General features: G+C 51.0%; 22 protein-coding genes, 3 tRNA genes and 1 pseudogene. 7 read left to right on the top strand and 19 right to left on the bottom strand.

Annotated elements, in window-relative coordinates; genetic code table 11:
* Positions 1-37 precede the first annotated feature (37 nt).
* Both LPA02S_RS03495 and LPA02S_RS03490 read left to right on the top strand, forming a co-directional pair.
* Positions 38-412, top strand: coding sequence for a hypothetical protein (locus LPA02S_RS03495; protein WP_225350319.1), 375 nt, complete (start codon positions 38-40; stop codon positions 410-412).
* A gap of 264 nt (positions 413-676) precedes the next feature.
* Positions 677-1,864 (top strand): spr1629 family repressor/antitoxin, encoded by a 1,188-nt coding sequence (locus LPA02S_RS03490; RefSeq protein ID WP_056956327.1) that lies wholly within the window; start codon positions 677-679, stop codon positions 1,862-1,864.
* Positions 1,865-1,947: 83 nt separating this feature from the next.
* Here the strand turns inward: LPA02S_RS03490 and LPA02S_RS03485 are convergent, their stop codons facing one another.
* Together LPA02S_RS03485 and LPA02S_RS03480 are read right to left on the bottom strand one after the other, a co-directional pair.
* Positions 1,948-2,628 (bottom strand): 2,3-bisphosphoglycerate-dependent phosphoglycerate mutase, encoded by a 681-nt coding sequence (locus tag LPA02S_RS03485; protein ID WP_056956326.1) that lies wholly within the window; start codon positions 2,626-2,628, stop codon positions 1,948-1,950.
* A gap of 158 nt (positions 2,629-2,786) precedes the next feature.
* Positions 2,787-2,858, bottom strand: a tRNA-Glu gene (locus LPA02S_RS03480).
* A gap of 216 nt (positions 2,859-3,074) precedes the next feature.
* Here LPA02S_RS03480 and LPA02S_RS11615 point away from each other — a divergent pair.
* Positions 3,075-3,224: a hypothetical protein gene (locus LPA02S_RS11615; protein WP_156302155.1), complete on the top strand. Its 150-nt coding sequence runs from the start codon at positions 3,075-3,077 to the stop codon at positions 3,222-3,224.
* 251 nt (positions 3,225-3,475) lie between these two features.
* Here the strand turns inward: LPA02S_RS11615 and LPA02S_RS03475 are convergent, their stop codons facing one another.
* The 6 genes from LPA02S_RS03475 to LPA02S_RS03450 all read right to left on the bottom strand — a co-directional run bounded on the left by LPA02S_RS03475 (position 3,476) and on the right by LPA02S_RS03450 (position 10,616).
* A complete protein-coding gene (locus tag LPA02S_RS03475) occupies positions 3,476-4,180 on the bottom strand; it encodes an MIP/aquaporin family protein (protein ID WP_082405436.1) in 705 nt (234 codons plus the stop codon).
* A 268-nt stretch (positions 4,181-4,448) separates the two neighbouring features.
* Entirely contained in the window at positions 4,449-6,275 is a 1,827-nt protein-coding gene (glpO, locus tag LPA02S_RS03470) for a type 1 glycerol-3-phosphate oxidase (protein ID WP_054650742.1), read from the bottom strand.
* Positions 6,276-6,299: 24 nt separating this feature from the next.
* Positions 6,300-7,808: a glycerol kinase GlpK gene (glpK, locus tag LPA02S_RS03465; protein ID WP_054650744.1), complete on the bottom strand. Its 1,509-nt coding sequence runs from the start codon at positions 7,806-7,808 to the stop codon at positions 6,300-6,302.
* Between the two features lie 496 nt (positions 7,809-8,304).
* Complete coding sequence (locus tag LPA02S_RS03460) at positions 8,305-8,634, bottom strand: heavy metal-binding domain-containing protein (protein WP_054650746.1); 330 nt, start codon at positions 8,632-8,634, stop codon at positions 8,305-8,307.
* Positions 8,635-8,664: 30 nt separating this feature from the next.
* Positions 8,665-8,970 (bottom strand): hypothetical protein, encoded by a 306-nt coding sequence (locus LPA02S_RS03455; RefSeq protein ID WP_056956325.1) that lies wholly within the window; start codon positions 8,968-8,970, stop codon positions 8,665-8,667.
* Between the two features lie 215 nt (positions 8,971-9,185).
* Positions 9,186-10,616, bottom strand: coding sequence for a C69 family dipeptidase (locus LPA02S_RS03450; RefSeq protein WP_054650750.1), 1,431 nt, complete (start codon positions 10,614-10,616; stop codon positions 9,186-9,188).
* Positions 10,617-10,763: 147 nt separating this feature from the next.
* Here LPA02S_RS03450 and LPA02S_RS03445 point away from each other — a divergent pair.
* Positions 10,764-10,834, top strand: a tRNA-Gln gene (locus LPA02S_RS03445).
* 131 nt (positions 10,835-10,965) lie between these two features.
* Here LPA02S_RS03445 and LPA02S_RS03440 read toward each other — a convergent pair.
* Positions 10,966-11,556, bottom strand: a complete 591-nt coding sequence (locus LPA02S_RS03440; RefSeq protein WP_054650752.1) for a hypothetical protein — start codon at positions 11,554-11,556, stop codon at positions 10,966-10,968.
* Positions 11,557-11,781: 225 nt separating this feature from the next.
* Between LPA02S_RS03440 and LPA02S_RS03435 the strand changes: the two genes are divergently transcribed.
* Positions 11,782-11,852 (top strand) — tRNA-Gln (locus tag LPA02S_RS03435).
* 323 nt (positions 11,853-12,175) lie between these two features.
* Here LPA02S_RS03435 and LPA02S_RS03430 read toward each other — a convergent pair.
* The 10 genes and pseudogenes from LPA02S_RS03430 to LPA02S_RS03380 all read right to left on the bottom strand — a co-directional run bounded on the left by LPA02S_RS03430 (position 12,176) and on the right by LPA02S_RS03380 (position 18,716).
* The gene (locus tag LPA02S_RS03430) at positions 12,176-12,403 is read right to left on the bottom strand and encodes a hypothetical protein (protein ID WP_054650754.1); all 228 of its coding nucleotides are present in this window, start codon (positions 12,401-12,403) and stop codon (positions 12,176-12,178) included.
* Positions 12,404-12,509: 106 nt separating this feature from the next.
* Positions 12,510-12,791: pseudogene (locus LPA02S_RS11915) on the bottom strand (hypothetical protein); the annotation flags it as partial.
* A gap of 816 nt (positions 12,792-13,607) precedes the next feature.
* The gene (locus tag LPA02S_RS03415; RefSeq protein ID WP_056956324.1) at positions 13,608-14,024 is read right to left on the bottom strand and encodes an ArpU family phage packaging/lysis transcriptional regulator; all 417 of its coding nucleotides are present in this window, start codon (positions 14,022-14,024) and stop codon (positions 13,608-13,610) included.
* Between the two features lie 78 nt (positions 14,025-14,102).
* Positions 14,103-14,438, bottom strand: a complete 336-nt coding sequence (locus LPA02S_RS03410; RefSeq protein ID WP_054650761.1) for a hypothetical protein — start codon at positions 14,436-14,438, stop codon at positions 14,103-14,105.
* A gap of 13 nt (positions 14,439-14,451) precedes the next feature.
* Positions 14,452-15,783, bottom strand: a complete 1,332-nt coding sequence (locus LPA02S_RS03405; protein ID WP_056956323.1) for a DnaB-like helicase C-terminal domain-containing protein — start codon at positions 15,781-15,783, stop codon at positions 14,452-14,454.
* A 19-nt stretch (positions 15,784-15,802) separates the two neighbouring features.
* Positions 15,803-16,216 (bottom strand): conserved phage C-terminal domain-containing protein, encoded by a 414-nt coding sequence (locus LPA02S_RS11910; RefSeq protein WP_225354974.1) that lies wholly within the window; start codon positions 16,214-16,216, stop codon positions 15,803-15,805.
* A gap of 252 nt (positions 16,217-16,468) precedes the next feature.
* Positions 16,469-16,786: a hypothetical protein gene (locus LPA02S_RS03400; protein ID WP_056956322.1), complete on the bottom strand. Its 318-nt coding sequence runs from the start codon at positions 16,784-16,786 to the stop codon at positions 16,469-16,471.
* A gap of 136 nt (positions 16,787-16,922) precedes the next feature.
* Positions 16,923-17,183, bottom strand: a complete 261-nt coding sequence (locus LPA02S_RS03395; protein WP_056956321.1) for a hypothetical protein — start codon at positions 17,181-17,183, stop codon at positions 16,923-16,925.
* 548 nt (positions 17,184-17,731) lie between these two features.
* Positions 17,732-18,148: a hypothetical protein gene (locus LPA02S_RS03385; RefSeq protein WP_056956320.1), complete on the bottom strand. Its 417-nt coding sequence runs from the start codon at positions 18,146-18,148 to the stop codon at positions 17,732-17,734.
* Positions 18,149-18,446: 298 nt separating this feature from the next.
* Positions 18,447-18,716 carry a helix-turn-helix domain-containing protein gene (locus tag LPA02S_RS03380; protein ID WP_054650773.1) on the bottom strand — a complete coding sequence of 90 codons (270 nt, stop codon included), beginning with the start codon at positions 18,714-18,716 and terminating at the stop codon, positions 18,447-18,449.
* A 371-nt stretch (positions 18,717-19,087) separates the two neighbouring features.
* On the opposite strand from LPA02S_RS03380, the gene LPA02S_RS03370 reads away from it, so the two are divergent.
* Both LPA02S_RS03370 and LPA02S_RS03365 read left to right on the top strand, forming a co-directional pair.
* The gene (locus tag LPA02S_RS03370; protein WP_082607822.1) at positions 19,088-19,663 is read left to right on the top strand and encodes a helix-turn-helix domain-containing protein; all 576 of its coding nucleotides are present in this window, start codon (positions 19,088-19,090) and stop codon (positions 19,661-19,663) included.
* Between the two features lie 1,256 nt (positions 19,664-20,919).
* Entirely contained in the window at positions 20,920-22,071 is a 1,152-nt protein-coding gene (locus tag LPA02S_RS03365; RefSeq protein ID WP_056956318.1) for a site-specific integrase, read from the top strand.
* The last annotated feature ends 406 nt before the right edge of the window (positions 22,072-22,477 follow it).

Below are 22,477 nucleotides of genomic sequence, written 5' to 3'. Positions count from 1 at the left end.
AGAGACATTCTTCCACATTTTATATAGCAGGTGCACGATGGCAGATTCAAAGTCAAAGGCAAAGGGTAAAGCTAAAGTAGCAGCTAACGCAGTAGAATTGGCCGTTGGCAACAAGGTTGACGTAGCCAAGGGGACTAGCGTTCCGAACGGCTTCAAGGGCACCGTGGAGAAGATTTACACCAACTCCGCCATGCTGACAATTGACGATTTTGACACGGAAGACTCCGTGGTGGTTGAAGACCTTAAGCACAAGACCGTCATCAACTTTGCAAACATCACTCTGGGTGGCAAGCCGGTTAAGGCGCCAATCACCGAAGAGGATGAAGCCAAAAACAAGAACAAAAACGCCCGGAAGTCTGGCGCGGTGAAGACCATTAAGCCCGCTGACGAGAAGGACGACGAGAAAAAGTAAATAGTGCCACAGTAAAGGGGCTTGTCGCGTGATGAATGCGGCTGCCCTTTTTGGTTGTTGATTTTGTGATGGCATTTGCTTGCAACAACGGTTGGCTTGTAGCCACCATAACTGTTCATGCGTTGTACTGTTATTTGTAAATCAAAGCAGTATGATTACCAGTATAAAGCGATTCTACAATTCAGATAACACTTTCGGTTTCATAATTGGCTCGGAAGAGAATCAGGAAGGTTAGTACTAGTTTCAGAAGGGAGGCCATTAACTTTGTTTTATGGCGACAAGTTAACTGAGTTACGCGAGTTGAATGGCTTATCGCGAAAGGACTTGGCCGATAAATTATCAGTTTCGGAGCAGGCAGTGTGGCAGTATGAGTCAGATAAGGTGACTCCGAGAATTGATGTGTTGAATGCTCTACGGGATTTAATGGAAGTTGATACGAGCTTCCTCTTTGAACCCAATATGGTTACCCGGGGGGTCGCGAGTGAGGGCCATATTGCATATCGCGCTGATGATAGGAAATCGCGCAAAAAAACTCGCACTGAATTAACGTACCTGCGTTACGTCGAGGCCTTTGTCGATTATTTTGAGGGCTTTTTGACACAAGAGGAACGTAGTATTGATTCGTTGCGTTCAATGACTAAACAACAAGCAGATAAAATTCAGTACGCGGGCTCACAGCGTGAACAGAATTTGGAGATTGAAAACCTAGCCGAGGTATCTAGAAATTATTTGGGTATTCAAAGTAATAGGGATCTGATGTATAAAATTGAAAATAGCGGCGTATGCGTAGTTGAAAGAAATTTAGGCCAAGAAATCGACGCGTACAGTACAATCAGTAAATCTGGTAGAAGCTATATTGTTTTGGGCACGCACAAAAAGTCGGCAGTATGCCGAAACTTCGACATTGCACATGAACTTGGTCACCTCCTGATGCATCAGCACCAAAATATAGAGTTGCTGACTAACGAAGAGTATAAGGAAATTGAACTACAAGCCAATCGTTTTGCTGGTGCATTCTTGTTGCCAGGTGCAGAATTTGCATGTGGATTTGCCACCTTGGCGCGTAAGTCTAATCCAGATTATTATGTTGATCTGAAGTCGCAATATCTAGTATCAATTGCAGCCATGGGACACCGCGCCTATGATTTAGGATTACTAGATTATCAGGAGTACAGGTATTTCAGTGGCCGAATGAATACCCTTCACTACCGTAAACTTGAACCGTTGGATGATAAAATTGTACCGATTCGACCTGGGAAGCTACGCGCATTAATGGAATTTGTGTTGAAGTCAAGGCTGACGTCCGTTGACCATATACGTTCACTATTTCATGTACGGCCTCAGTTCCTAATCAATCTTTTTGGCATTGATCAACATTTTTTTGATCAATTTGAGCATGAGAAGCATAGCTACTATGGTGGAGCTAAAGTGATCAGAATGCCGGGCGCATGATCGCTTCCATCAATGAAGCGCCAATCAAAATAACTGGAGACGCTAAAGGGGCTTACCACACGATGCTGGTAAGCCCCTTTGAGTTACTCCGTTGTTAATATAGTCTTGTCGGCAATCGCCAGCCGTTCGTCCAACGTATATACAATCGGTGCGGCGTTACCCACCTCGACCCCGTCAATATCAGCATCCGCAATACCTTCGAGGTGTTTGATGAGTGCCCGCAAAGTCGACCCGTGGGCGACGATGAGTTGGTTGTGGTCCGCGCGTAAAGCCGGCACCACGTGGTCGTTCCAATACGGTAGGAGACGTGCACTCGCGTCGGCCAGGCTTTCGCCGGTGGGGATGATGCTCGTTGGCCAGGCGGCGTAACGGCGCTGGTGGTGGGCGCGTGCGAGGTGTGGTGGCTCAGCCGTGTAGCTACGCCGCCACTGGGCTACCTGCTGCGGACCGAATAGCGTCCGCGTTTTGTCCTTATTCAGGCCTCGGAGCGCCCCGTAATGCCGCTCGTTCAGTCGCCAACTCTTGGTTATGGGCAACCAATTAGCGTGGAGTTCGTCCTGGATGATGTACGCGGTCATGATGGCCCGCCGCAGCATGGAGGTGTGGACGGCGTCAAAGTCGATGTGACTGGCCGCAATCAGGCGCCCGGCCGTGTGTGCCTGTTCGCGACCGTGGTCGGTCAATTCTACGTCCGACCATCCGGTGTACGTATTATCAAAGTTGGCGGTGCTTTCGCCGTGACGAACTAGTACTAATTGAACCATGTTGCCTCCGTGTGGTAAATGATGTTACCGACTATTATAGCACCTGTAAAAAGTTGCCCAAAATCAAAAAAGATGTGCCTATGATGGTCAATAAAAAGGGAGGAACATTGTCATAACAACGTTCCTCCCTTTGAAAAATTAACTGGTGGTTCCAAGTATCACCCGTACGGGATTCGAACCCGTGTTTTCGCGCTGAGAACGCGACGTCTTAACCCCTTGACCAACGGGCAATGTCAATCAATTGAGTACTGTTACATTCTACGGGATTCAGCGAAAATGTCAATGGGTTTGCGCGAAATTTCTGCAAACTCTCCCAAGCAAAGTAGACCAGACTCACCGATTTCTGTGTTGGTAACAAAGATATCTGACCAACCACTATTTCTTGTAAACGCTATTATAGTATAATAACATTAATTATCGAGCCAACAAACCGGGAGGTGTTAACTATGGCAGATCGTAAACTAATTACCAACGGTATTCTTGCAACGGTATCTGGCGGGATTACGTTACTCAGCGGGGCATTGGGGCTCGCTGCGGGCGTGCTTACCATCATTCGGGGTGTGCGGGGACGGGATGACGAGGATGATCTGGACTAGTATGTTTAACCGGAATACCTACAACTTGGGTATGATGTGTGACTGAGGTAGTTTTAGGCCGATTGCTTTTCATCTTGGTTGGTAGGATATTATCCGAAGGGAAGTGTTTTGAATGCTGGATGTAATTATGAGCAACCTTCCGTTTGTTTGATGCTGTAGTCACTTTTAGCTTTAGCTCAAACATACAAAAACCGGGTCACCACCCACACGCTGATACGCGTAGGTGGTGACCCGGTTTCGTTGTTTCTACATTAAATAATGGCAAACAATACCGCACCAACAATACCGCCAATCACCGGACCCACAACCGGAATCCAACCGTAGCTCCAGTCGGAACCACCTTTGTTGGCAATTGGCAGCACCGCGTGCGCCAACCGCGGGCCGAGGTCCCGGGCGGGGTTGATCGCGTAACCGGTCGTCCCACCGAGGGAGAAACCAATCGCGGTAATTAGCACGCCGACGCCAATGGGGTTCAGGCCGGCCGTCCACTGGCCCTTAGTGAAGGCCAGCAGCATGAATACCAGCACCGCGGTGCCCAGCGTTTCGGAGAAGAGGTTCGCGAGCGGCTGACGAATTGCGGGCCCGGTAGCAAAGGTGCCAAGGATGGCCGCCTGGTCGTGCGTTTCCCGCCAGTGCGGGTAGTATTGCAGCCAGACGAGTGCCGCACCAACAAACGCGCCCAGCATTTGGGCGATGATAAATGGCGCTACGCCGGACCAGGGAAATTTACCGATGACGGCAAAGCCGATGGTCACGGCTGGGTTAAGGTGCGCCGGGCCGAGGAACGCAGCGGAGTACACGCCGAGCGTGACAGCCAGTCCCCAACCGAGGGCAATGGCAATCCAGCCGGCACCCTCAGCTTTGGACTTCTTCAACGATACGCCGGCGACGACACCGTCACCCAGGAGTACCAACACGAGGGTACCGATAAACTCGCCTAACGCTTGGGTCATAATGGGGTTGTGCATGGGGAGACCTCCCTTCATAGCCGAGCTCCACCGCGCAAAAGGTGCCGTGTAAGCAAGTCGGCACCAAAAGCCAAGTACGTGCTTTTGGCCCCAACTCACTTACACTCTACCTTTTAACCGCGCGGTTCTGCTCTGTCATAGTCGAGCTCCGCAGGCCAGAACGCGCCACATAAGCAACTCCAGCCCAAAGGCCAAACCCGGGCCTTTACGCTGAAGTCACTTATGCTCTGCGTTCTAAGCGGCCTGCTCCGCTCTGTTACTTCAGTGCCGCCAGCTCTGATTCCGCAATCGCGTCGTCCAACTGCTTGGTCATGGCCGCCTTAGTGTCGGCATCCCAGTCCAGCAGGCGGGCCATCTCGTTAATTACCGGGTCGTGCAGCTGGGCCAGCGTGTCCGCGTGGAACAGGATGGCGTTCGTCCGCCGCAGCAAGTAGTCGACCGGCGTCATCGTCAGTTCCTCGTTAACGGAGTAGCGCAGGGAGATCGTTTCCTTGAGCGACAAGCCCTCCGCGGCGCCCTCCTCGACGTAGGTGACGACGCGGCCGGTGTTGCTACCGAAACGGTTGGCGAGGTCCGCCGCGTCTTCCTGTGGCAACCCAGCGTCCACGGCGATGCGGGTGTAGAAGTCCATCGTGTCGTCAACGTTCGTTGGGTCAAAGTGGCCACCGGAAACCTGCAGCTTCTTCGAGTCGATTTCCTTGCTATCCACGTTGTAGTCGCGCTTCAGCGTCTGCCGAATCAGGGCAAGAGCGCCCGCCGCCATCTTCCGGTAGTCGGTAATCTTCCCACCGGACAGGGTAATCATGCCGTCAGCTTCGGTATCGAGCGCGGAGCCCCGGGATACCTGCGACGGGCTCAGCGTCTCTTCAGCGTGGGCCGTCTTCAGTTTGCTGATTGCGTTCTCAACGTCGTCACGGGTGGCCTGCTGGTCCTCGTAGTCGTCGACGGTCTTAATCAGCTTGTCGAAACTTTCCTGGGATACTTTGCCAGTGTTGGCACCACCACCGTTGTAATCGGAACTACCATTCGTGGCAATCAGTGGGCGCAGGCCGACCCAGCTGGCCTCGATATCCTTGAGCGTCACCTTGGCGTCCGGGTAGCGGTTGTTGATGGCCGCTAACAGGTAATCCACGTCGTCCTGGTCGACGGTTGGGTGCTTATAGTCGCCCTTGAAGTCCGTGTCGGTGGTCCCGAAGTAGGTCTTGCCTTCACGTGGCACAACGAAGATCATCCGGCCGTCGTGGGCACCCGAGTCAAAGTAGGTTGGCTGGGGTACGCGCAACCGTGATTCGTCAACCACGAGGTGCACACCCTTAGTTGGCCGCATCATTGGCGTGTGGTCCAGCTTCTGGTCGAGGTCACGTAGCTTGTCGACCCATGGGCCGGTGGTGTTGATCACCAACTTGGCGTGGATGTCGAACTCCTTGCCGCTAATCGTGTCCTGTGCGTGCACACCCACAACTTTGCCGTTGTCGTCGTGCAGCACACCGACAGCCTTCACGTGGCTCGCAATCAGGCCGCCCAGTTCATCGGCTTCCTTAATGTTCTCGATGACCAGGCGGGCGTCGTTGTTGACAAAGTCGAGGTAGACGCCGCCACCCTTGAGGTTCTTGGACTTCAAGCCGGGCTCGCGCTGAAGCACCTCATCCTTTGAGATGGTGTAGTTAGCGTACTGGGTGCCGTCAACGCCAGCCAGCTTGTCGTACAGGTCCATCGCAATCTTGACGGAGAACATGTCGTACGTTGATTCCGGTTCGTCGTAAATAGGCATCAGCATTGGGAACGGCCGCGGAATGTGCGGCGCGATGCCCTGCACGACGGCGCGCTCCTTGACGGTGTCGTTGACCACGCCGACGTCAAAGGTCTTGAGGTAGCGGATACCACCGTGGACCAGCTTGGTGGAGCGGGAGCTGGTACCTTCAGCGAAGTCCTGCATTTCAATTAATCCAGTCTTGATGCCGGATGCGGTGGCCTGAATGGCAACGCCGGCACCGGTAATCCCACCACCAATAATGAGTAGGTCCAAAGGTGTGTTTTGTAGGTGCTCAATTGTTTGTTGACGCGTATTTGCTGAAAAAGCCATAATAATTTCCTCCTCAAGTATTGGTTACTTCTGGTCCGGCTTGAACGTCATGGTGGCGTTGACGGCCTGCTGCCAGCCCGCGTACAGTTGCTCGCGGCGTTCGGCGGACATTTGCGGCTCGAACCGCTTGCCGACTTTGGCTAGATGTTGCAGCTCGTCGGTGTCCTGCCAGAACCCGACGGCCAGCCCGGCTAGGAACGATGCGCCCATGGCGGTCGTTTCGAGGTTAGCGGCCCGTTCGACTGGTGTCCCCAGAATGTCGGCTTGGAATTGCATCAGGTAGTCGTTGTTGGCGGCGCCACCGTCGACGCGGAGTGCGGGAATCTTAATCTTGGTGTCTTTGTACATCGTGTCGACCACGTCGCGACTCTGGTAGGCGAGGGATTGCAAAGTCGCCTTGATGAAGTCGTTGCGCGTGGTCCCACGGGTGATGCCGAACACGGCACCACGGGCGTTGGCGTCCCAGTACGGGGCACCGAGGCCGGTGAACGCGGGCACAACGTAGACCTCATCTTGACTTTGCGAAGTCCGTGCGGCGTGCTCGGAGTCCGGTGCGTGCTGCACCAGCTCCATAGCGTCGCGCAGCCACTGGATGGCGCTACCCGCGACGAACACGGAACCCTCCAGTGCGTAGTTGACCTCGCCGTTGATGCCGTAGCCGATGGTCGTCAGTAGGTTGTTTGCCGACATCACCGGTTCCTTACCGGTGTTCATGACGATGAAGGAGCCGGTACCGTACGTGTTTTTGACGGTCCCTGGTTTGAGCGCCAGCTGGCCGAACAAGGCACTTTGCTGGTCGCCGGCCATCCCCGCGATGGGTACGCTACTCCCGTAGAAGTGGTAGGCGGCGGTGTTGCCGTAGACCTCGGAGTTGCTGCGTACTTCCGGCAACATCTTCCGGGGGATATTGAGTAATTGCAGAATCTCATCGTCCCACTGCAAAGTGTGAATGTTGAACAGCATCGTGCGACTGGCATTGGTGTAGTCGGTGACGTGAATCTCGCCGCCGGATAACTTCCACGAGATCCAGGTGTCGATGGTGCCGAAGAGCAGCTCGCCTTTCTCAGCGCGTTCCTGCGCTCCCGGCACGTGGTCGAGAATCCACCGAATTTTGGTGGCCGAGAAGTAGGCGTCAATTAGCAGGCCGGTGTGTTCGTGAATCATGTCGCTATGCCCATCGGCTTTGAGTTGCTCCGCAATGTCGTTAGTTTGGCGCGACTGCCAGACGATGGCGTTGTAGATGGGCAGCCCGGTGGCTTTGTCCCACACCACCGTGGTTTCGCGTTGGTTGGTGATACCGACCCCGGCAATTTCTTTGGGCTGGATACCACTGTTAATAAATGCAGTGGCAATGGTGGACAAAACGGCGTTCCAAATTTCGTTGGCGTTATGTTCCACCCAGCCCGGCTGTGGAAAGTATTGCGTAAACTCGCGCTGGGCGTCGGCAACCATCTGACCGTCATGGTCGACGATCAGTGCCCGGGTACTGGTAGTACCTTCGTCAATTGCGAGCACGTACTTTGACGTGGCCATAGTAAAACCCCCTTTGAAAAACAATATTATGATAGCGGTTACAAAAAGATAGTAACAAGTGTTGGGTTATTCGTAAACAAGATATTTTTAAATCTAATAAATACATTGTGCACAAAGTGGTCTCGAAGAAACCGCTTACTAAAAGCAAGTGAGGGGCAGGCAACTAGTGGGTGATGGCTCACTTACAAAAAATTACAAAGCGATTAACGTGGTGCGTGTTTGTGACAAACTTTGGCAACTTTAGTAGCTGTTTTGGGGTGAAACAAGCCCGAAATCACCCACTTTTGCTCCAAAAAAGTTTTGTTTGGGGAGGGATTTTAGACAAATTGTGCAATTTGTCTAAAGGGTAGTTGGAAATTTTTCCACCAGTACTGTCAGCATTAGCTGGCCACTGACAAGAAATGTCACCGCATAAAAAAAGAACATCGACCATACCCGGTAGTGGGTGCAGTCAATGTTCTTTATACAGGAATGTTAGCCAGAATACAGTGGTAAATTAGTCGGTAAACTTAACGGCAGTACCGTAAGCAACGACGCTTTGCATATCGCCGCCAATGGATCCGGAATCAAAGCGCATCATGACGACCGCGTCGGCGCCCATGTTCGCGGCCTCATCGCGTAACCGTTCGATGGCCTTCGTCCGGGATTCGTGCAACATACTGGTGTAGGCTTTGATTTCGCCACCGACCAGGTTCTTGAGGCCTGCACCAATGTCGGATACGAAGTTCTTGGACTGGGTGGTGAGGCCGAACGCTTCACCAATCACGGTGTAGTTTTGGCCGGGGATGTTTTCCGTAGTGGTAACGAGAATGTTTGCATTTGCCATGATCAATTCCTCCAAATGGGTTGAGTAGTGTTAATCAAAAATAACAGCATTACGACCGGTCAGGTTCAGATAATACAAGAATATCATGATGGCGTTAACCAAGAACGACATCACGATCACGCTATAGCGTATGGTGAACGGGTGGTAACCACCATCAGCAGCCCACGTCCGTGAGTTGCGGCGTCCACGGTACCCCAGGGTGAACCCGAGTAGTATTAACGCGATTACGCTTTGGACAATCATCCCGACCACAAAGATGCCGTGGGTGAGCGTCTGCGCTTGTATATACCACGAACCCGCCGCCAATAAATCTAGTAATAGCGCGAATAGAGTCATAGCTTGGCCTCCAGTTTGTGCCGCCACAAGCAGTGACAGTGTAACGGCACAACCATATTATTGACCAAAGTGGCCCGAGAGGTATCGGTCTACAGCCCGATTTTACCACGTGTGCGTGACGGTGTCTGGTCATCCTGTTAACTGATTAAACAGTACGCAAAAGCCGCCCGGACGCGGTCATCAAGATAGCGTCTGGGCGGTTGTGTGCGGAGCAATTATAGGTTCTTATCCATGTTAAACGTCAGCTGGGACAGGTTGATGCTTTCCATCAACATCTCGTTGATCTGCGCCTTCGTGGCGGCCTTAGTTTCGGCAACAATGGCATAATTGGCCTCAGTCAGGGCTTTGGTCAGCTCCTTGCCGCTGAGTTCGCTGGCAGCAGTATCCGTTTCCGCGACGTGTTCACGGAAGCGACGGTACAGGGCGGTCAGGTAGTCGCGGTTTTGCTGGATGAACTTGCTGTAGTGGCTTTCCGTAATGGTGGATAGCGTCCGGTACATCCAGTAAGCGGAGTCGACGTCAGTGTCGAGCTTCAGCGGTGTGGAACTGTACGATGGGTCCGTGTCGTTGGCGTTCGTGTAGAACGGTACGTACGGGCTAAACGTTGGGTAGCCCAAGCACAGCCACATCACGCCCTCGGCACCGGCCGGAGCGTTGCCGCGAACCTGGAGCACGTGGGAGTTCTGGGTGCGGTTGAGTCCAATCGGCCGGTAACGGAGGCGGTCGTGCTCGCTACCTTCATGGCCAAACGGGTCGTACTTGGTTTCGTTGTAGTGACTACCCAGAATCTGGGCGATGTCCTCAACGGAAATCTTGTGGCTGGTCCGCATGATGAATGGCAGCTCGGCGGATTCAGGTTCTTCGTCGACCTCGGGGTTCAGAATGTGGTGACCGTACCATACACGTGGTGTGTTGTAGTGGCGGTCCTTTTCGTTCATCGTGCCAAAGATGTGGCGGAAGTTCCAGCCTTCTTTGTCGGTGTTTAGGTGGTGTTCCTCAACGAATTCACGGATACCTTCGCTCCACGCAAAGTTGTCGGTGTCGTCAAAGTCAACCTGCTGAATGGCCACCTGGTTAGCAGCAACGGCATAAGCATCGTCGGGGATGCGCTGGGCGACCCAGTGGTGACCCGTCACGATTTCCATATACCAGACGTTATCGCGGTCGGAGAACAGGACGGAGTTACCGGCCGGCGAGCCGTATTGCTTGATGAGCTGACCGAGGTATTCAACACCATGGCGTGCGGACTCGATGAAGGGGAGGGTCATGTTCACAATCAGGTCTTCATCCAGGCCGTCTTTGACCAGCGAATCGTGAGCCAGGGCGCGTTCGTTACCGTACGTGCTCTCGGTGGCGCTCATGGCAACGTTCTTCTCGTTGATGCCGCTCTCTTCGTAATCCCCCAGGTGTTCGCGGTCAACGTTCGGTACGGCGTTGTAGCGGTAGCCGTTCTCGGGCAGTTCGGCCGTGAACCCGTTCAAAGGTGAGGCGACGGTCTGACCCTTCTTGCCCTTCCAACCTGGATGCATATAGAAACGCTGCGGGGTCAGGGGCAAAAACGTGTCGTCGTTACGGGCAATCATGGTCGTGCCGTCCAGGCTGGCTGCTTTGCCGACCAGGATTGAGGTACATGCGGATAAACTCATAGACTTAACTCCCTCTTTCGTCATTAGTACCTCCAGTTTACTCTGGTTCCTACTAAATTGCATTGAAAAGTTGGCTGAAAGTGTTGACGACGGCCATGGATTCGGGTTAATATATTTTTCGTGCTCATAACACGCAAATAATGATATTGGGTATTAGCGAAGTGGTAACGCAGTGGACTCTGAATCCATAATCCTAGGTTCGATCCCTAGATACCCAATCACAGTCATCATAATGGTAGCAACGGACTAATGACCCCGTTGCTACCATTTTTTATCGATACCAGTACACCAGGCTTCCTGAAGTAACCGATTGTGAGAGATGGTGACGGTTACGGCCATGCAACTGTGCTTATGCCAAATACTGCTTTATAAACGCATTAATAGTGTGCGCGCTGGTAGCAGGTGTGCTTTTGGCTGTATCAATTTGAGTACAGTGAACATTGGGAAAGGTGGCCTCCAGTTCGCCAGGATGACTGACTAACCGGAAATCATGGTCGGATTGCAAAAGCATCATCTGCGATTTCTTGACGTTCCGCTTTGAGGGCTTTGCTGCTAAGCGATCGGGCATCACGTTACGCTCAATACGCGTGTCGAGGGGAGCAGTCAACTCAACGAAAAAGACATCCTGATCGGCATCAAGAAAGATATCGCTGATGTCCCGCAGAAAATTTGTGTCGTCGGGTGAGTCAAAGTCAATCATAACCGTAAAGATAATGGTATCCGTAGTGTTGGTGTCGGTATTGGTAACAAACACATGAAACAAGTCCTTCCGCATCTTATCGGATAAGGCGAAGGTTGTGGATCCGTAACCCAAGAATCGCGCAAAGGTATCGATAGTTTCGTGGTTGAATAATAATCGACCGGTTCCGGAGCTTTCCAATTCTTTGCCGACGGTCATTTTGCCAACCGCCTGGGCCCCAATCAGCACTATTAGCGACATTTAAACACCCCCCGTAAATTTGTGCCTAGTCTACGCGTTGGTGGGGTTGTTTTCAAGATTAAATTGTGCGAACAAATACGATGGTCGTGCGGTGTGCATACCCGAATAAAATGATGGTCAAAGGGATAGTCACGGAATATGTGAATAAAAATCGTCAATTCTGTTGACGCGCACGCCTAATCTGCGTATAGTATTTATTGTGCTTGACACGGAATTGAATATTATTGGGTATTAGCGAAGTGGTAACGCAGTGGACTCTGAATCCATAATCCTAGGTTCGATCCCTAGATACCCAATCGACGGTATTTTGCTGATGGCGTAAGGGCTTATAAAGCCCGGTGTTATCAGCTTTTTGTTTACTCGAGCACCGAATCAGAGCGTGCAGAGACGACACCAGAAGACACCATAACGATACCAGCAGCGTTACCATTTCGTGGTGTCGCTTGTGGTGTCGTCGAGGGTGAAATAATAGTTCAGTAATCGTTATTAATAAGCGGGTAGGTAGGTGCCACTAGCGTTAGTGCTGGTGGTTTTTTAGTGCCTAAAATTATCATATTTGTGTAAAAGAAAACACCCACTAATTAGTGAGTGCTACGTCATAAAACCAATGTGTTCTTAACTATCCAAACGCCTTAATTTCTCTGGAGCCAACTTCAATATTCTGAGATTTAAGCATTATCCCTCGAAGCCGACCGTCTTCGGCGGGCCAGCCAAGTTCACCCGGCTCAAGCGTTAAATCGCCTGTAGCCCGGTTAAATGTGCCCCTTTTACTTAAGCCGGTACTTGGGTTTTCAAACAGAAATTCCTCATATCCATCTACGCGACTCAGAAGTGTATAGTACATCATTTTGGCTGACCACCTTTCCGCTTACTCAACTCTTCGTGGTCATTTTACAAGGTATTGCCCTTAGCGACAACACCTGGGGATACCTATAGCCATGATCACGTAGCGACTACAACAAACGGAGTGTACCGTTTTGACGTGAGCGTTCCGTGTTGAAAATGATGGCATATGATGGGCTGAATGAAAGGGTGCTGGGTGCGTTAATCACGTCAACGACCGTTCCCATAACCTCAACATTTTTCAACATAGGGTTAGTGTTTATTAGCATTGTATCGGCCGCCGCCATGCGCTTAGTAATACATTTGGCGATAGTAGTAATTTGTAGTAGTTTTGTAGCGTTAATGTGCGCATGCATGGGGCTGTATTCTGCGTCAATAGCTGTGTTAGTGGCGTTACACTCTTCCGGTTATAAGGCGTCAAACTTGCGCTACTTTGGTGCTGATTTTCGCATTACATATCACCCCATCCCCTGAATACAACGGGTGCACCCTAACCCAAAAAGGGTGCACACAAAAACCCAAATGGGTGCACACCATTTGGGCGGTTGGTGGTAACGTATGAGGTTGCTAATCAGTCGTACACAACTAGGTTGCTTAGGGGCCATAGCTGGGCAAATTGTACCAGCGCTTTTCGGCAACGGCGGTAAAGTTGCGAATGCTCGAGGCCTACACGCTCTTGTATAGCGGCTCTGCTTGGTAGTGGGTGCATGTATGTGTGTTTGAGTATGGCGGCGTCAATTGGCTCTAGCTCCTCCAGTACAGCCTTAACTGCCTCTAGTTCTTCTTCATCCCCTAGGTTGCGCACTATGCGGGACTCGTTGACGTTATCGGTGCTTGTACCGTGCGGCATACCGTCAAGCCGTGGTGATTGTAGTCCTGCACGTCGGGCAACACGTAGCCGGGCGCTCTTTATACCGTACCCCTGTAGTATTGCAATTACGTTTGCTTCGGTGGCTCGTTGGTTGATGGTCGGAGTGGCGTTTACTCTTGAACTCATTCCCAGGTTCTCCCTTCGTGGTAAATGCGTTAATTTGGTGCCAGAATTTGCGCGTGCTGGACGCTAGAAACTTTTGCGGGTAACTAGGCGTAATTGCCCTAACTCGCCTTAGACGCGCTTATACGCGATTTTTTATTCTGGTACGCGGTTGTGGTTCGGATGGGGATGGGATGAACGGGGCTGTGGGGATGATAGCGGCACTATTTAGGACTTATTCCGCGATTAGTCGGCCATGCTGATAGCTCTCGGCAAATGCCAGTAATGCACGTTCTAGCAGGCGGTAGTATTGGCGCTCACTGCAAAGTGTAATGCCCATGTAGATTTGTATATCCGTCATGGCTTGGGTATCACAGTAGCGGTACCACAGCAATTCGCGTTGCTGGGTATCCAGTTGATTCATTGCCCTGGTAACGTCCCGTAGGTATGCCAGGGCATCAACCTTACGGGATACGTGACTTTCTATTGGCGCGCCGCGGGTGCCTGTATGCGACACGGGTTCTAACGTGAGCGTGGCCGTTAGCTTTGGCACGAACTCATCCCCGGCCATACGGGCCGTTTGTCGGTATCCACGTAACAACCTGTCCGCGTTGCGGCGTGTTTGCTTTCTGTCGTATTCCAGTGATTCCATGACCAGTACCCCCGTTTGTTTGCTATAATGCTTGCTAGATGGAATGAGCGAGGGGCGGAGGGATACCGGCCCTTTTTTCTATGGCGGGTGGGTCTCTGCGGATACCCGCCGCACACGTTGAATAATTTCTGTCCAAGTGTCTGCCATTTGGTGGGCGCTATTTATTTGGGCGCTGGACATATACGCTAGTTGTTGTTCGGTCAGCATTGGCCCGTAGGTATGCTCGTGCTCGGCTGTTTGGAGGGCGTCCTGCTTGTCTAGCTCGGCCTGATGTAGCCAATAGTCTGTGTTGTTGGTTGCCTCTTTTGCGCTTTTCGTGTCTATACTCGCCAATTCTAGCCATGAAAATACGGCATAGGTGTATTTGTAATCATTGGCCCGCATGATGGTGTCAAACTCGATTAGGGTTGTCATTCATGGCTCACCTCTAGCGTACTTCGGCAAAATACATGTGACGGGTGTCGAACGTGTAACCTAGGTCGGCTAGCTTGCCTTCACGGTTTTTACTGATGGACAGTACAACGTTTCGTAAGTCGGCCTTGGTGTCGCTTGCGGTGTCGTTGTACAAGAATGCCACCACGTTGCTATCTTGCTCGATTGCCCCGCTTTCCCGGAGGTCAGATAGAATTGGCTTTTTATCCTGGCGTGATTCAATGCCACGGTTTAACTGGGTGAGTAACACAATCGGAATTTCAAGCTCGATGGCTAACAGTTTCAGTTGACGGGTGATCTCTTCGATATCTAGCCGGTGGTCTTTGTGGCGAGGATAGACGTTTACTAGTCCCAGATAGTCAATTATTGCCACGTATTCGTGGCTAGCCTCGGCCTTGCGCTGGCGGATAACCTGGACAATTTTATTTAGTGACAGGTCACCGGTGTGAAATTGCATGTCCATGGCACTAATGTAGCTTGTGGCCTTATGCACCATCTTTTGTTGGTCAGCATTCAACGAGTTGCCCGGGGCATTTAGCGAACCACCGTTAATGTTACTGTGGACGCGGCCAGAGATAATGGAGTTTGTGGCGACGGTCATAGTCACGAGTCGCTTGTACAGCTCGGTAGCCGTCATTTCAAGACTGAAATAATCTAATCGTGCTTCGGGTTGCTTGCTAATTACCTGGGCGGCCAGGTTTAGGGCCCATGCTGATTTGCCTACCGCCGGACGGGCGCCAATTGTTAAAAGCATCCCCGGCATAAGCCCACCGTTCAATGCTATGTCCAGATACGGGAAGGCCTTAATGCCGGGTGCTGCGGTGTTGGAGGCCATTTTGTCCAACAGTTGCGCCTCAAGGTCGGCCATAGTTAGCGTTACAGTAGTTTCTTGCTCGAAACTCTGTAGGGCCTGGGTGGCGGTGGCCACGGCCTCTAGATTGCTGTTGCTTGGTGTTTTGCTGTATGCCTGCGCACTACGTAGCACCTTACGCTTGCGGTAAGCATGGTCGAGTGAATGTACTTGGTAGCTGAACATGTTTGGAAGTGGTTCATTCTCTAGAATTGCGTTCCAGGTTGCCTGTGTAATCGTTCCTGGGCTGTCGTCCTCAATACCGTCACGAATGTGCATGTAGGACTGCTCCCCATGGGCATTAATCAGGTAGGTGGCTAGCAATTGGTGTTGTATGCTCACAAACCATTCTGGGTTGAGGTCAATCGACCGTATCAACTCCGGTGTGAATACCAAGCTGTGCAGTATTGTGGCCTCAAGGTCTGCCTGTTGATCATGTGCTTCCTGTGGGGATGGCGCTAACTGATTGGTTGCCATATGATGGTGCCTCACTTTCTTAGCTATAGTGCTGGGCTATATATTGTTCTAGCTGTTCTCTGGTTACGTCACGGGGCGTTAGCCGTTTCCATTCTCGGCGTAGGCTCTCACCATTCGGACAATTGTCAGCAACGAGACGGAACCAACTTGTGGTGTTGCTTGTAATTGGCGGTGTTGCTCTACTTGTTGAGGGAGCAGCATTTAGGTACTCGTCAAAGTGTTTCTTGGCAAACAGGGTTGAGGGTTGTAGGTATTTAACCATCTCTGGTTGCTGTAGCCATTCCTGTGTTTTAGAGTCGATAACCGTTTTAAAATCATCAAGGGAATAACTTGCTTCGTTGATTCTTGCTTTTATTAATCTAGAATTACTGTCTACGTTCCTGAAACGTTTCCCGGTTTTTTGATTGAGGTACGCTAGTACCTCTTTTACGATTCCCTTGTTTTGAGATTCCAGTTTAGGGGCACTATTATTATTCTTTATTTCTTTACTTCTTGTTAGCTGCCACTTTGTCTGCCGCTTTGTCTGCCACCCTTCGGCTGTTTTTGGGCTAGAAACGTTATCGGGGCGGGGCTCGTTGACTCTTTTTTGTCTGCCAGTTTGTCTGCCAGTTTGTCTGCCACCCCCAAGGCTGTTTTTGGGCTCATTTTCGGGTGCTATAAACTCATTTGGGAGTGCCTGATATTTTTACCAATTGACGACCGTTATCAGCCGCCCGTGCTTCGTTGTTTGTTCTGTTATGAACTTCATGGCAACAAGATTCTTTAGTGCGGTGCGGACATTCTTTTCTGATACACCGGCATTTTTTACCAGTTTGGGGATGGATGTTATAAACTGCCCTGGTTGTGCTGTGAAGTTCTGGCCTTGCCACCTCCATGCCTGGGGCGCGTGGTTAGCCATCAACAGCACCGTGATTAGCACCGCTTTTTGTGGTGGTGCGGACTGCTGCCAGGTGATTGAGTCCAACAGTCTACGGTGTAGCTTTATGAAACCTGATGAGCTCATGCGCGGCCCCTCCTCTCTGTGGTGTGTTTAGCCCTTGTGGTCGTGCTCGTCGTCCCAACCGAACCAGTGACCACCAATGGCATAGCCCAGGAATACAGCAGTTAATAGGGTGATGACCAGGGCGGGGAAGGTAAAGCTAATCATGGTTGGTCACCATCCCCTCGGCGGCGTCGACCATTTGCGTTAGTTCTGCCGCATTGTTCCGGAGCATAGCCACCAGGCTATCGTAGCGGCCCATATTGCGCTGTACCGTGTATTCGAGTAAATGAGTATCACCCGTGCGTTTGCTTCGCCCCAAAACGGTAGCTAAGTCCTCCAGATAATCGTTCATGATTTCAATGAGTCCAGTTTGATTCATGGCTAATGTGATCAGTTCTTCGGTATCAATTTTTTGCATGTGGATGACCTGCCTTACTTTTCAGTTCAGTGCGTAGACGTCGAACAATCTTGTGCCAGTGTGCTATACAACGTTGCCGGTAAACGGGGGACGTATTGGGGTCGTCAATTAGGTGCTTGTAAATTGCCTCTGTTTCCCCAATGGTCGGGTTATACCCGTGGTTCAGTATTGCGGCACTTAGTTCATCAAACCTAGCTTCTGTTAGTTGCATTTGAATGACCTTCCTTGTCTACCACGCGTAATTTCGGTACACTTAGGACGTAGAAGCCACGGATGTTGGCCGTGTCCTTCGGTATAGATATGCGTGTGTGGGGCCTATTTCAACTTTGCCGGTTGGGGATAGGCCTCTTTATTTTTGTCTGATTACGTGGGACGCCCTGAATTGGGCCGCCCTTTTTGTACCTCTTCGTTTGTTTGCGGGTGGTGCATACGAACGCTTTTAGATGGTTCGGCCGGTGTGTCCGTCTGGTGTTTTACTCAGAATTGAGTAAATGCCTGGTGCTAACGCTGTGCTTTGCGGCTGGGGATGGTAACCACGCCCCCAGCGGCTAATTGTTTTTTCCAGATTTGGAAGAAAGTAGGGCACTAATACGACCTGTAGCCATGTCTAGCAAGTCCTGCGCGGCTAACAACGTTGCGGGGGCTTCCCGTTCTACGCCGTCCTGTGCTGTTTCTAGTGCCGTTTGAATGAGGTCGAGTATATTAGCGTCGCTAGTATCTGGGCGGCTCTGGTGCTCGTGTAGGTCGGTGGATAAGCGGCCTCCGGTGGCCTCGTCCAGAGTGCTAGCAATTTGTTCCGCGTATTGCTTTGCGAGACCAATAGGGGTTAGATACTTTAACCCGTTGAACTTACCAGGTTGCCCAGGTACACGCTTTAGTACACGGGTAACGCTGTCGGGGTCAATGTCCTGGATGTCCTTAGCTGTGGCGTATACCATGCCTAGGGCGCTTCTGTTGATGTCCATGTGAGATACCTCCGAATTAGATTGTTCCCAGTGAAATGATGGTGTGCATAATACCGTTCGAGTCCGTCCCCAAGAATTGGGGAGCTAGATAGTAAATTGGTCTTCTAACTCAAATTCGGCCCCGGGGCCGAATTACCATCCCTAGTTACGGTGATGAATTCAAAATTGCGCTTGGGCGCAAATGCTGGCCTGATCACCATCCCCATTTGCTGGGATGATAGTACCGGGCTTTTTCCAAAGCGGAAATAGCCCACTTTGTGGTGGAGCTGTAGTAACCTGCCTGCCCGCTGATTACTGTTTACTGTTCGTAACTGTGCATGAATTGGTCTACTGCCGCTTTGTTGTAACGGGTCACGCCGTCGATTTGAATACGTGGCATCCCCATTACTGTGAACTTGCGTACTGTGGCGGTCGATACCCCCAGGTACTCGGCAACGTGCTTCACGTCCATGTAGTCCGCTGCGGCGTGCTTGGCCCCGGCTTCCTTGAACGCTGCCACTGCCACCTGTTGCATTTCGTGGCGTAGTTCGTCCGTGAACTCGTCTGGTACCGGTAAATTGATTTGCATATAAGTCACCTCCGTTTCTGGCCTCTCTGCGCCTGTTAATTCGTTGTTATGTGCTGCCGGGCCAAATAATGGCGTATCTTCGTAGCCGTCTCTTTCCGTACAATGCGCCGGTTACCCGCCATTATTTGGGTGAGAGTGAATTTGTTAACCCCAGTTGCGGTAGCCAACTCAACCATAGTTTGTAGTCCTTTGCTTTGAATGAGCTGTGACACAGCGGACTGCTCTAGAAGTTCCATGTAGCGGCACCCCCTTTCTTAGTGCAGAAAACTTGCACCGGAACGGTATTAGAATAGTGCAAGTTTTCTGCACTGTCAATTATTAATGCAAAAAACTTGCACTTGGTGTATAAATAGTTTTGAACTAGTTAGGAGGTGAAGGTTACGAAAAACAGAATTCGAGAGGTCAGGCAGGCAAAAGGGTTTAGTTTGGAATACCTTGCAGATAAGCTAGATGTATCTAGAACCACGGTCGCCAACTATGAACGTGGGGATACGGAACCCAAGATTGAAAAATGGCAAAAAATAGCTAACGTGCTAGGTGTTTCAGTGTCCTACTTACAAGGCTTTTCTGTGCGGGAAGACGGTGAGGACGAAAGAGCGTATATGTTGCTTAATATTACGCCCAAAGAATTGTCTGATAGGCTAGGTAGGATGTATCACCATCCAGATATTAAAACCGCATCTCCAGATGATATTCAAGGTGTGATATTAGACAGAGACACTAAACTGTTTGATCAGAAAAGCGCTGATGATGAGCTAAAAGGCGATTATATTTCCGTGGCTTTTGATTTTATGGCTTTAACACTGAAGACCCTAGAAAAAATGTGGGTTGAATCTCCTGATAAATCAGAAAACAAGCGTGCTGATTTTGATTTTGCCTATGAATCTGTATTTATGGCATTTAAAGAACTTCAGAAAACGCCCCAAAAAAATGCTCCCAAGCATTGAAACTGTCGTTAATTAGCAATCGTATGGGCCTATCGGACTTGATAACGTCTCGTTATTGAGTACAGAACACGCGGCCTGTTGTCGTGATGGTTGGTCTACGTAAAGTTGCGCATACCCCAGTGGCTAACCATTATTTGATGGCCTAATTTTTGGCCGTGAGTAGCCCCGAATTTTCGGGGCTATAGGGGTATCCAGAATAGACGCCCCCGGAGGTGATACGCCAGAATTGGCGTGCCAAATGTTGGGGACAGGGGTCACCAAATTGATGACCCCGTAGGTAGTTTCCCCAAAATTGGGGACACCACCAAGTCATGGCCTGTAGGTCAATCTCGTGGCGGAAAATTGCGCCGCGCGCAAATTCGGACTCGGGGCCGAATTTTCCCGAGTGAGTAGCGCGGAGTTTTCCGCTGTAGATGTGTCCAGAATTGGACATATCCAGTTAAACCAGCGTCATTGTACGTATTCCTCTGGGGGTACCGATTCGTTACACCCTCAAAAATTCGGATGTACTTTTTGGTACAGGGTACCGCCAAAAGTGGCGACACCTGGGAACCGGCTGGGGTACCAGAACGGTACTCCAGGGGGTCTACAAAAAAGCGACCCCTTGAATGCGCCGTGTAATGACTTTACCCCGTTACTGGGGAAAAGGGCGTCGGGAAATACGACAAACCACGCGGTGTATTACTGTCATGGTTTATGACGGTAATGTAAGCGGTAGTCTGGTTGACCTGCCAGAACGAAACGTTACCCCAGCCAATGTATTGATTATACAAAGGGTGAACAAAACGTTCACCGTTAACGTATATCCTGTCTATGCTGAACTTGGTTAGGTGATGGGGGTCTAAAACGGTACCCCATGATGACCGTGGGATATGGACATATTTGTCCAAAACTGAATAGATGTGCGCAATTTTGCGCCGGTCTAAGTATTGCTTAGGTCGTCGGAGATGTCCCCAAAACTGGGGAGGTCTGTATAAAGACCCGACCCGTCAAAATGGCGGCTTAGAATTCAGCCGCGAAACGCTGCCGCTTACTTTTCTTTTTTAGGGTGTCCGATATGTCCGAAAACTATGTAGTATTCAAAATGTTCGCTGCGTGTTGTCTGATGTCAGGTTTTGTCAGGTTCTCACTGTCGAATTATCGACCGTGAACCACATAAACGGGGATGGTGATCATCCCCCGCCATAGGGTGCCACGTTGCACCCATACCGAAATACATACCTGCCTGCCCGCTGGTGATATGGAGGTACAAGGATATGGCTAACATTGCACAGTACGAAACCAAGGACGGCAAACTACGTTATGAGTTTTATTTATATGTGGGTCAGGACGCACTTACGGGTAAGGGCAAAAGGGTACACCGGCGTGGCTTTAGAACGAAAAAAGAGGCCACTTTAGCAGCGTCTAGGATGGAACTAGCCTCTGCTAAAAGTGACCTTGCCAACCGTCGCCCACGGACGTTTGAACAGGTGTATGAAGAATGGTACTCGAGTTATATCAACACGGTGCGGGAGTCCACATATGCGCACACCCGTAACATGTTCGATACCCACATTCTACCGCTGTTTGGTGATAAGCAGGTAAGCAACATTACCCAGCCAATGCTACAACGGGCGGTAAACGAGTGGGCTAAGATAGCAACACGCAATTATCGCCGCTGGTTTAATCACACGGCCCGGGTGCTCGATTACGCTGTTCAGCGTGGCTATTTGGACGTTAACCCAGCCAAGCGAGTTACCATCCCCAAACAGCAGGAATTACCAGGAGATGAGTTGCCTAACTTTTGGGACAGACACGAATTGGCGCGGTTCTTTGGTTATATTGACGCTAAGGACGAACCGAAAAAGAATGCTCTGTTTAGAGTGCTGGCCTTTGGTGGTCTTCGTCGTGGCGAGTGTTTAGCGCTCACGTGGGGGGACGTTGATTTATCCCAGGGCACGGTACGGGTCAATAAGACGCTTACCCAAGGCCTCAAGGGTCACCAGATTGTACAGGCGCCTAAGACGCGGCGGGGGCGGCGAACCGTCACCATTGACCCTAAAACCGTACAGGCTCTCCGCTATTGGCGAATTCAGCAGATGAAGCTGTTCATCTCATTGGGGATGAATGCTAACCGTCCTGATCAGCTTGTGTTTAGTACTCGGAACAATACGCACATGTACTTGAACCAGCCTGAAAAATGGCTCAAGGCGATTGAGAAGGCGCATAACATTCAGCACACTATTACCATTCACGGGTTCCGTCACAGCCACGCTAGCGCTTTGTTTGCGGCTGGGGCTAGCATTCCGGAGGTGCAAGCGCGATTAGGTCACGAGGACGCGGGGACGACGTTAAACGTATACACTCACGTCACCAAAGACCAGAATTCAGAGACCGCGCAAATGGTGGCAAACTACCTAAATTTCTAGCAAACGACACCACGGACGACACCACGAGGGCTGTTCATCCCCATAAAAAGGCCGTCAAATGGCGGCGTAACAGCATTCAGTGAAGTGCCGGGTACGAACCCTAGATACCCAATTGGACGGCGGTTGCTTGATGGCAGCCGCTTTTTTAATGCATTTTTTTTGGATGTCGCGGTGGTACACACTGATATGCCCATGCGAGAAGTTAGGGACACTCCTGGTGGATATGACAGAGCCCGGATTTTACATAGTCAGTGCAGCGTCAAGGTTGGTCGTGGTGGAGGTTGATGGGGCAGCTGGGCGTGGCGGCTGGGGTGGAGGCGTCGTGCCTGGAGACGTGGTTGCTGCGACCCCAGAGCGCCGTAGGAACGAAGTGACGTACGGCGGCAGATTATGGAGACAAAGTGGG

The organism is Lacticaseibacillus pantheris DSM 15945 = JCM 12539 = NBRC 106106, from assembly GCF_001591865.1.
GTDB classification, from domain to species: Bacteria; Bacillota; Bacilli; order Lactobacillales; family Lactobacillaceae; genus Lacticaseibacillus; species Lacticaseibacillus pantheris.
The sequence above is the reverse complement of the archived record's forward strand: the minus strand, read 5'-3'. Positions and strand labels throughout refer to the sequence as shown.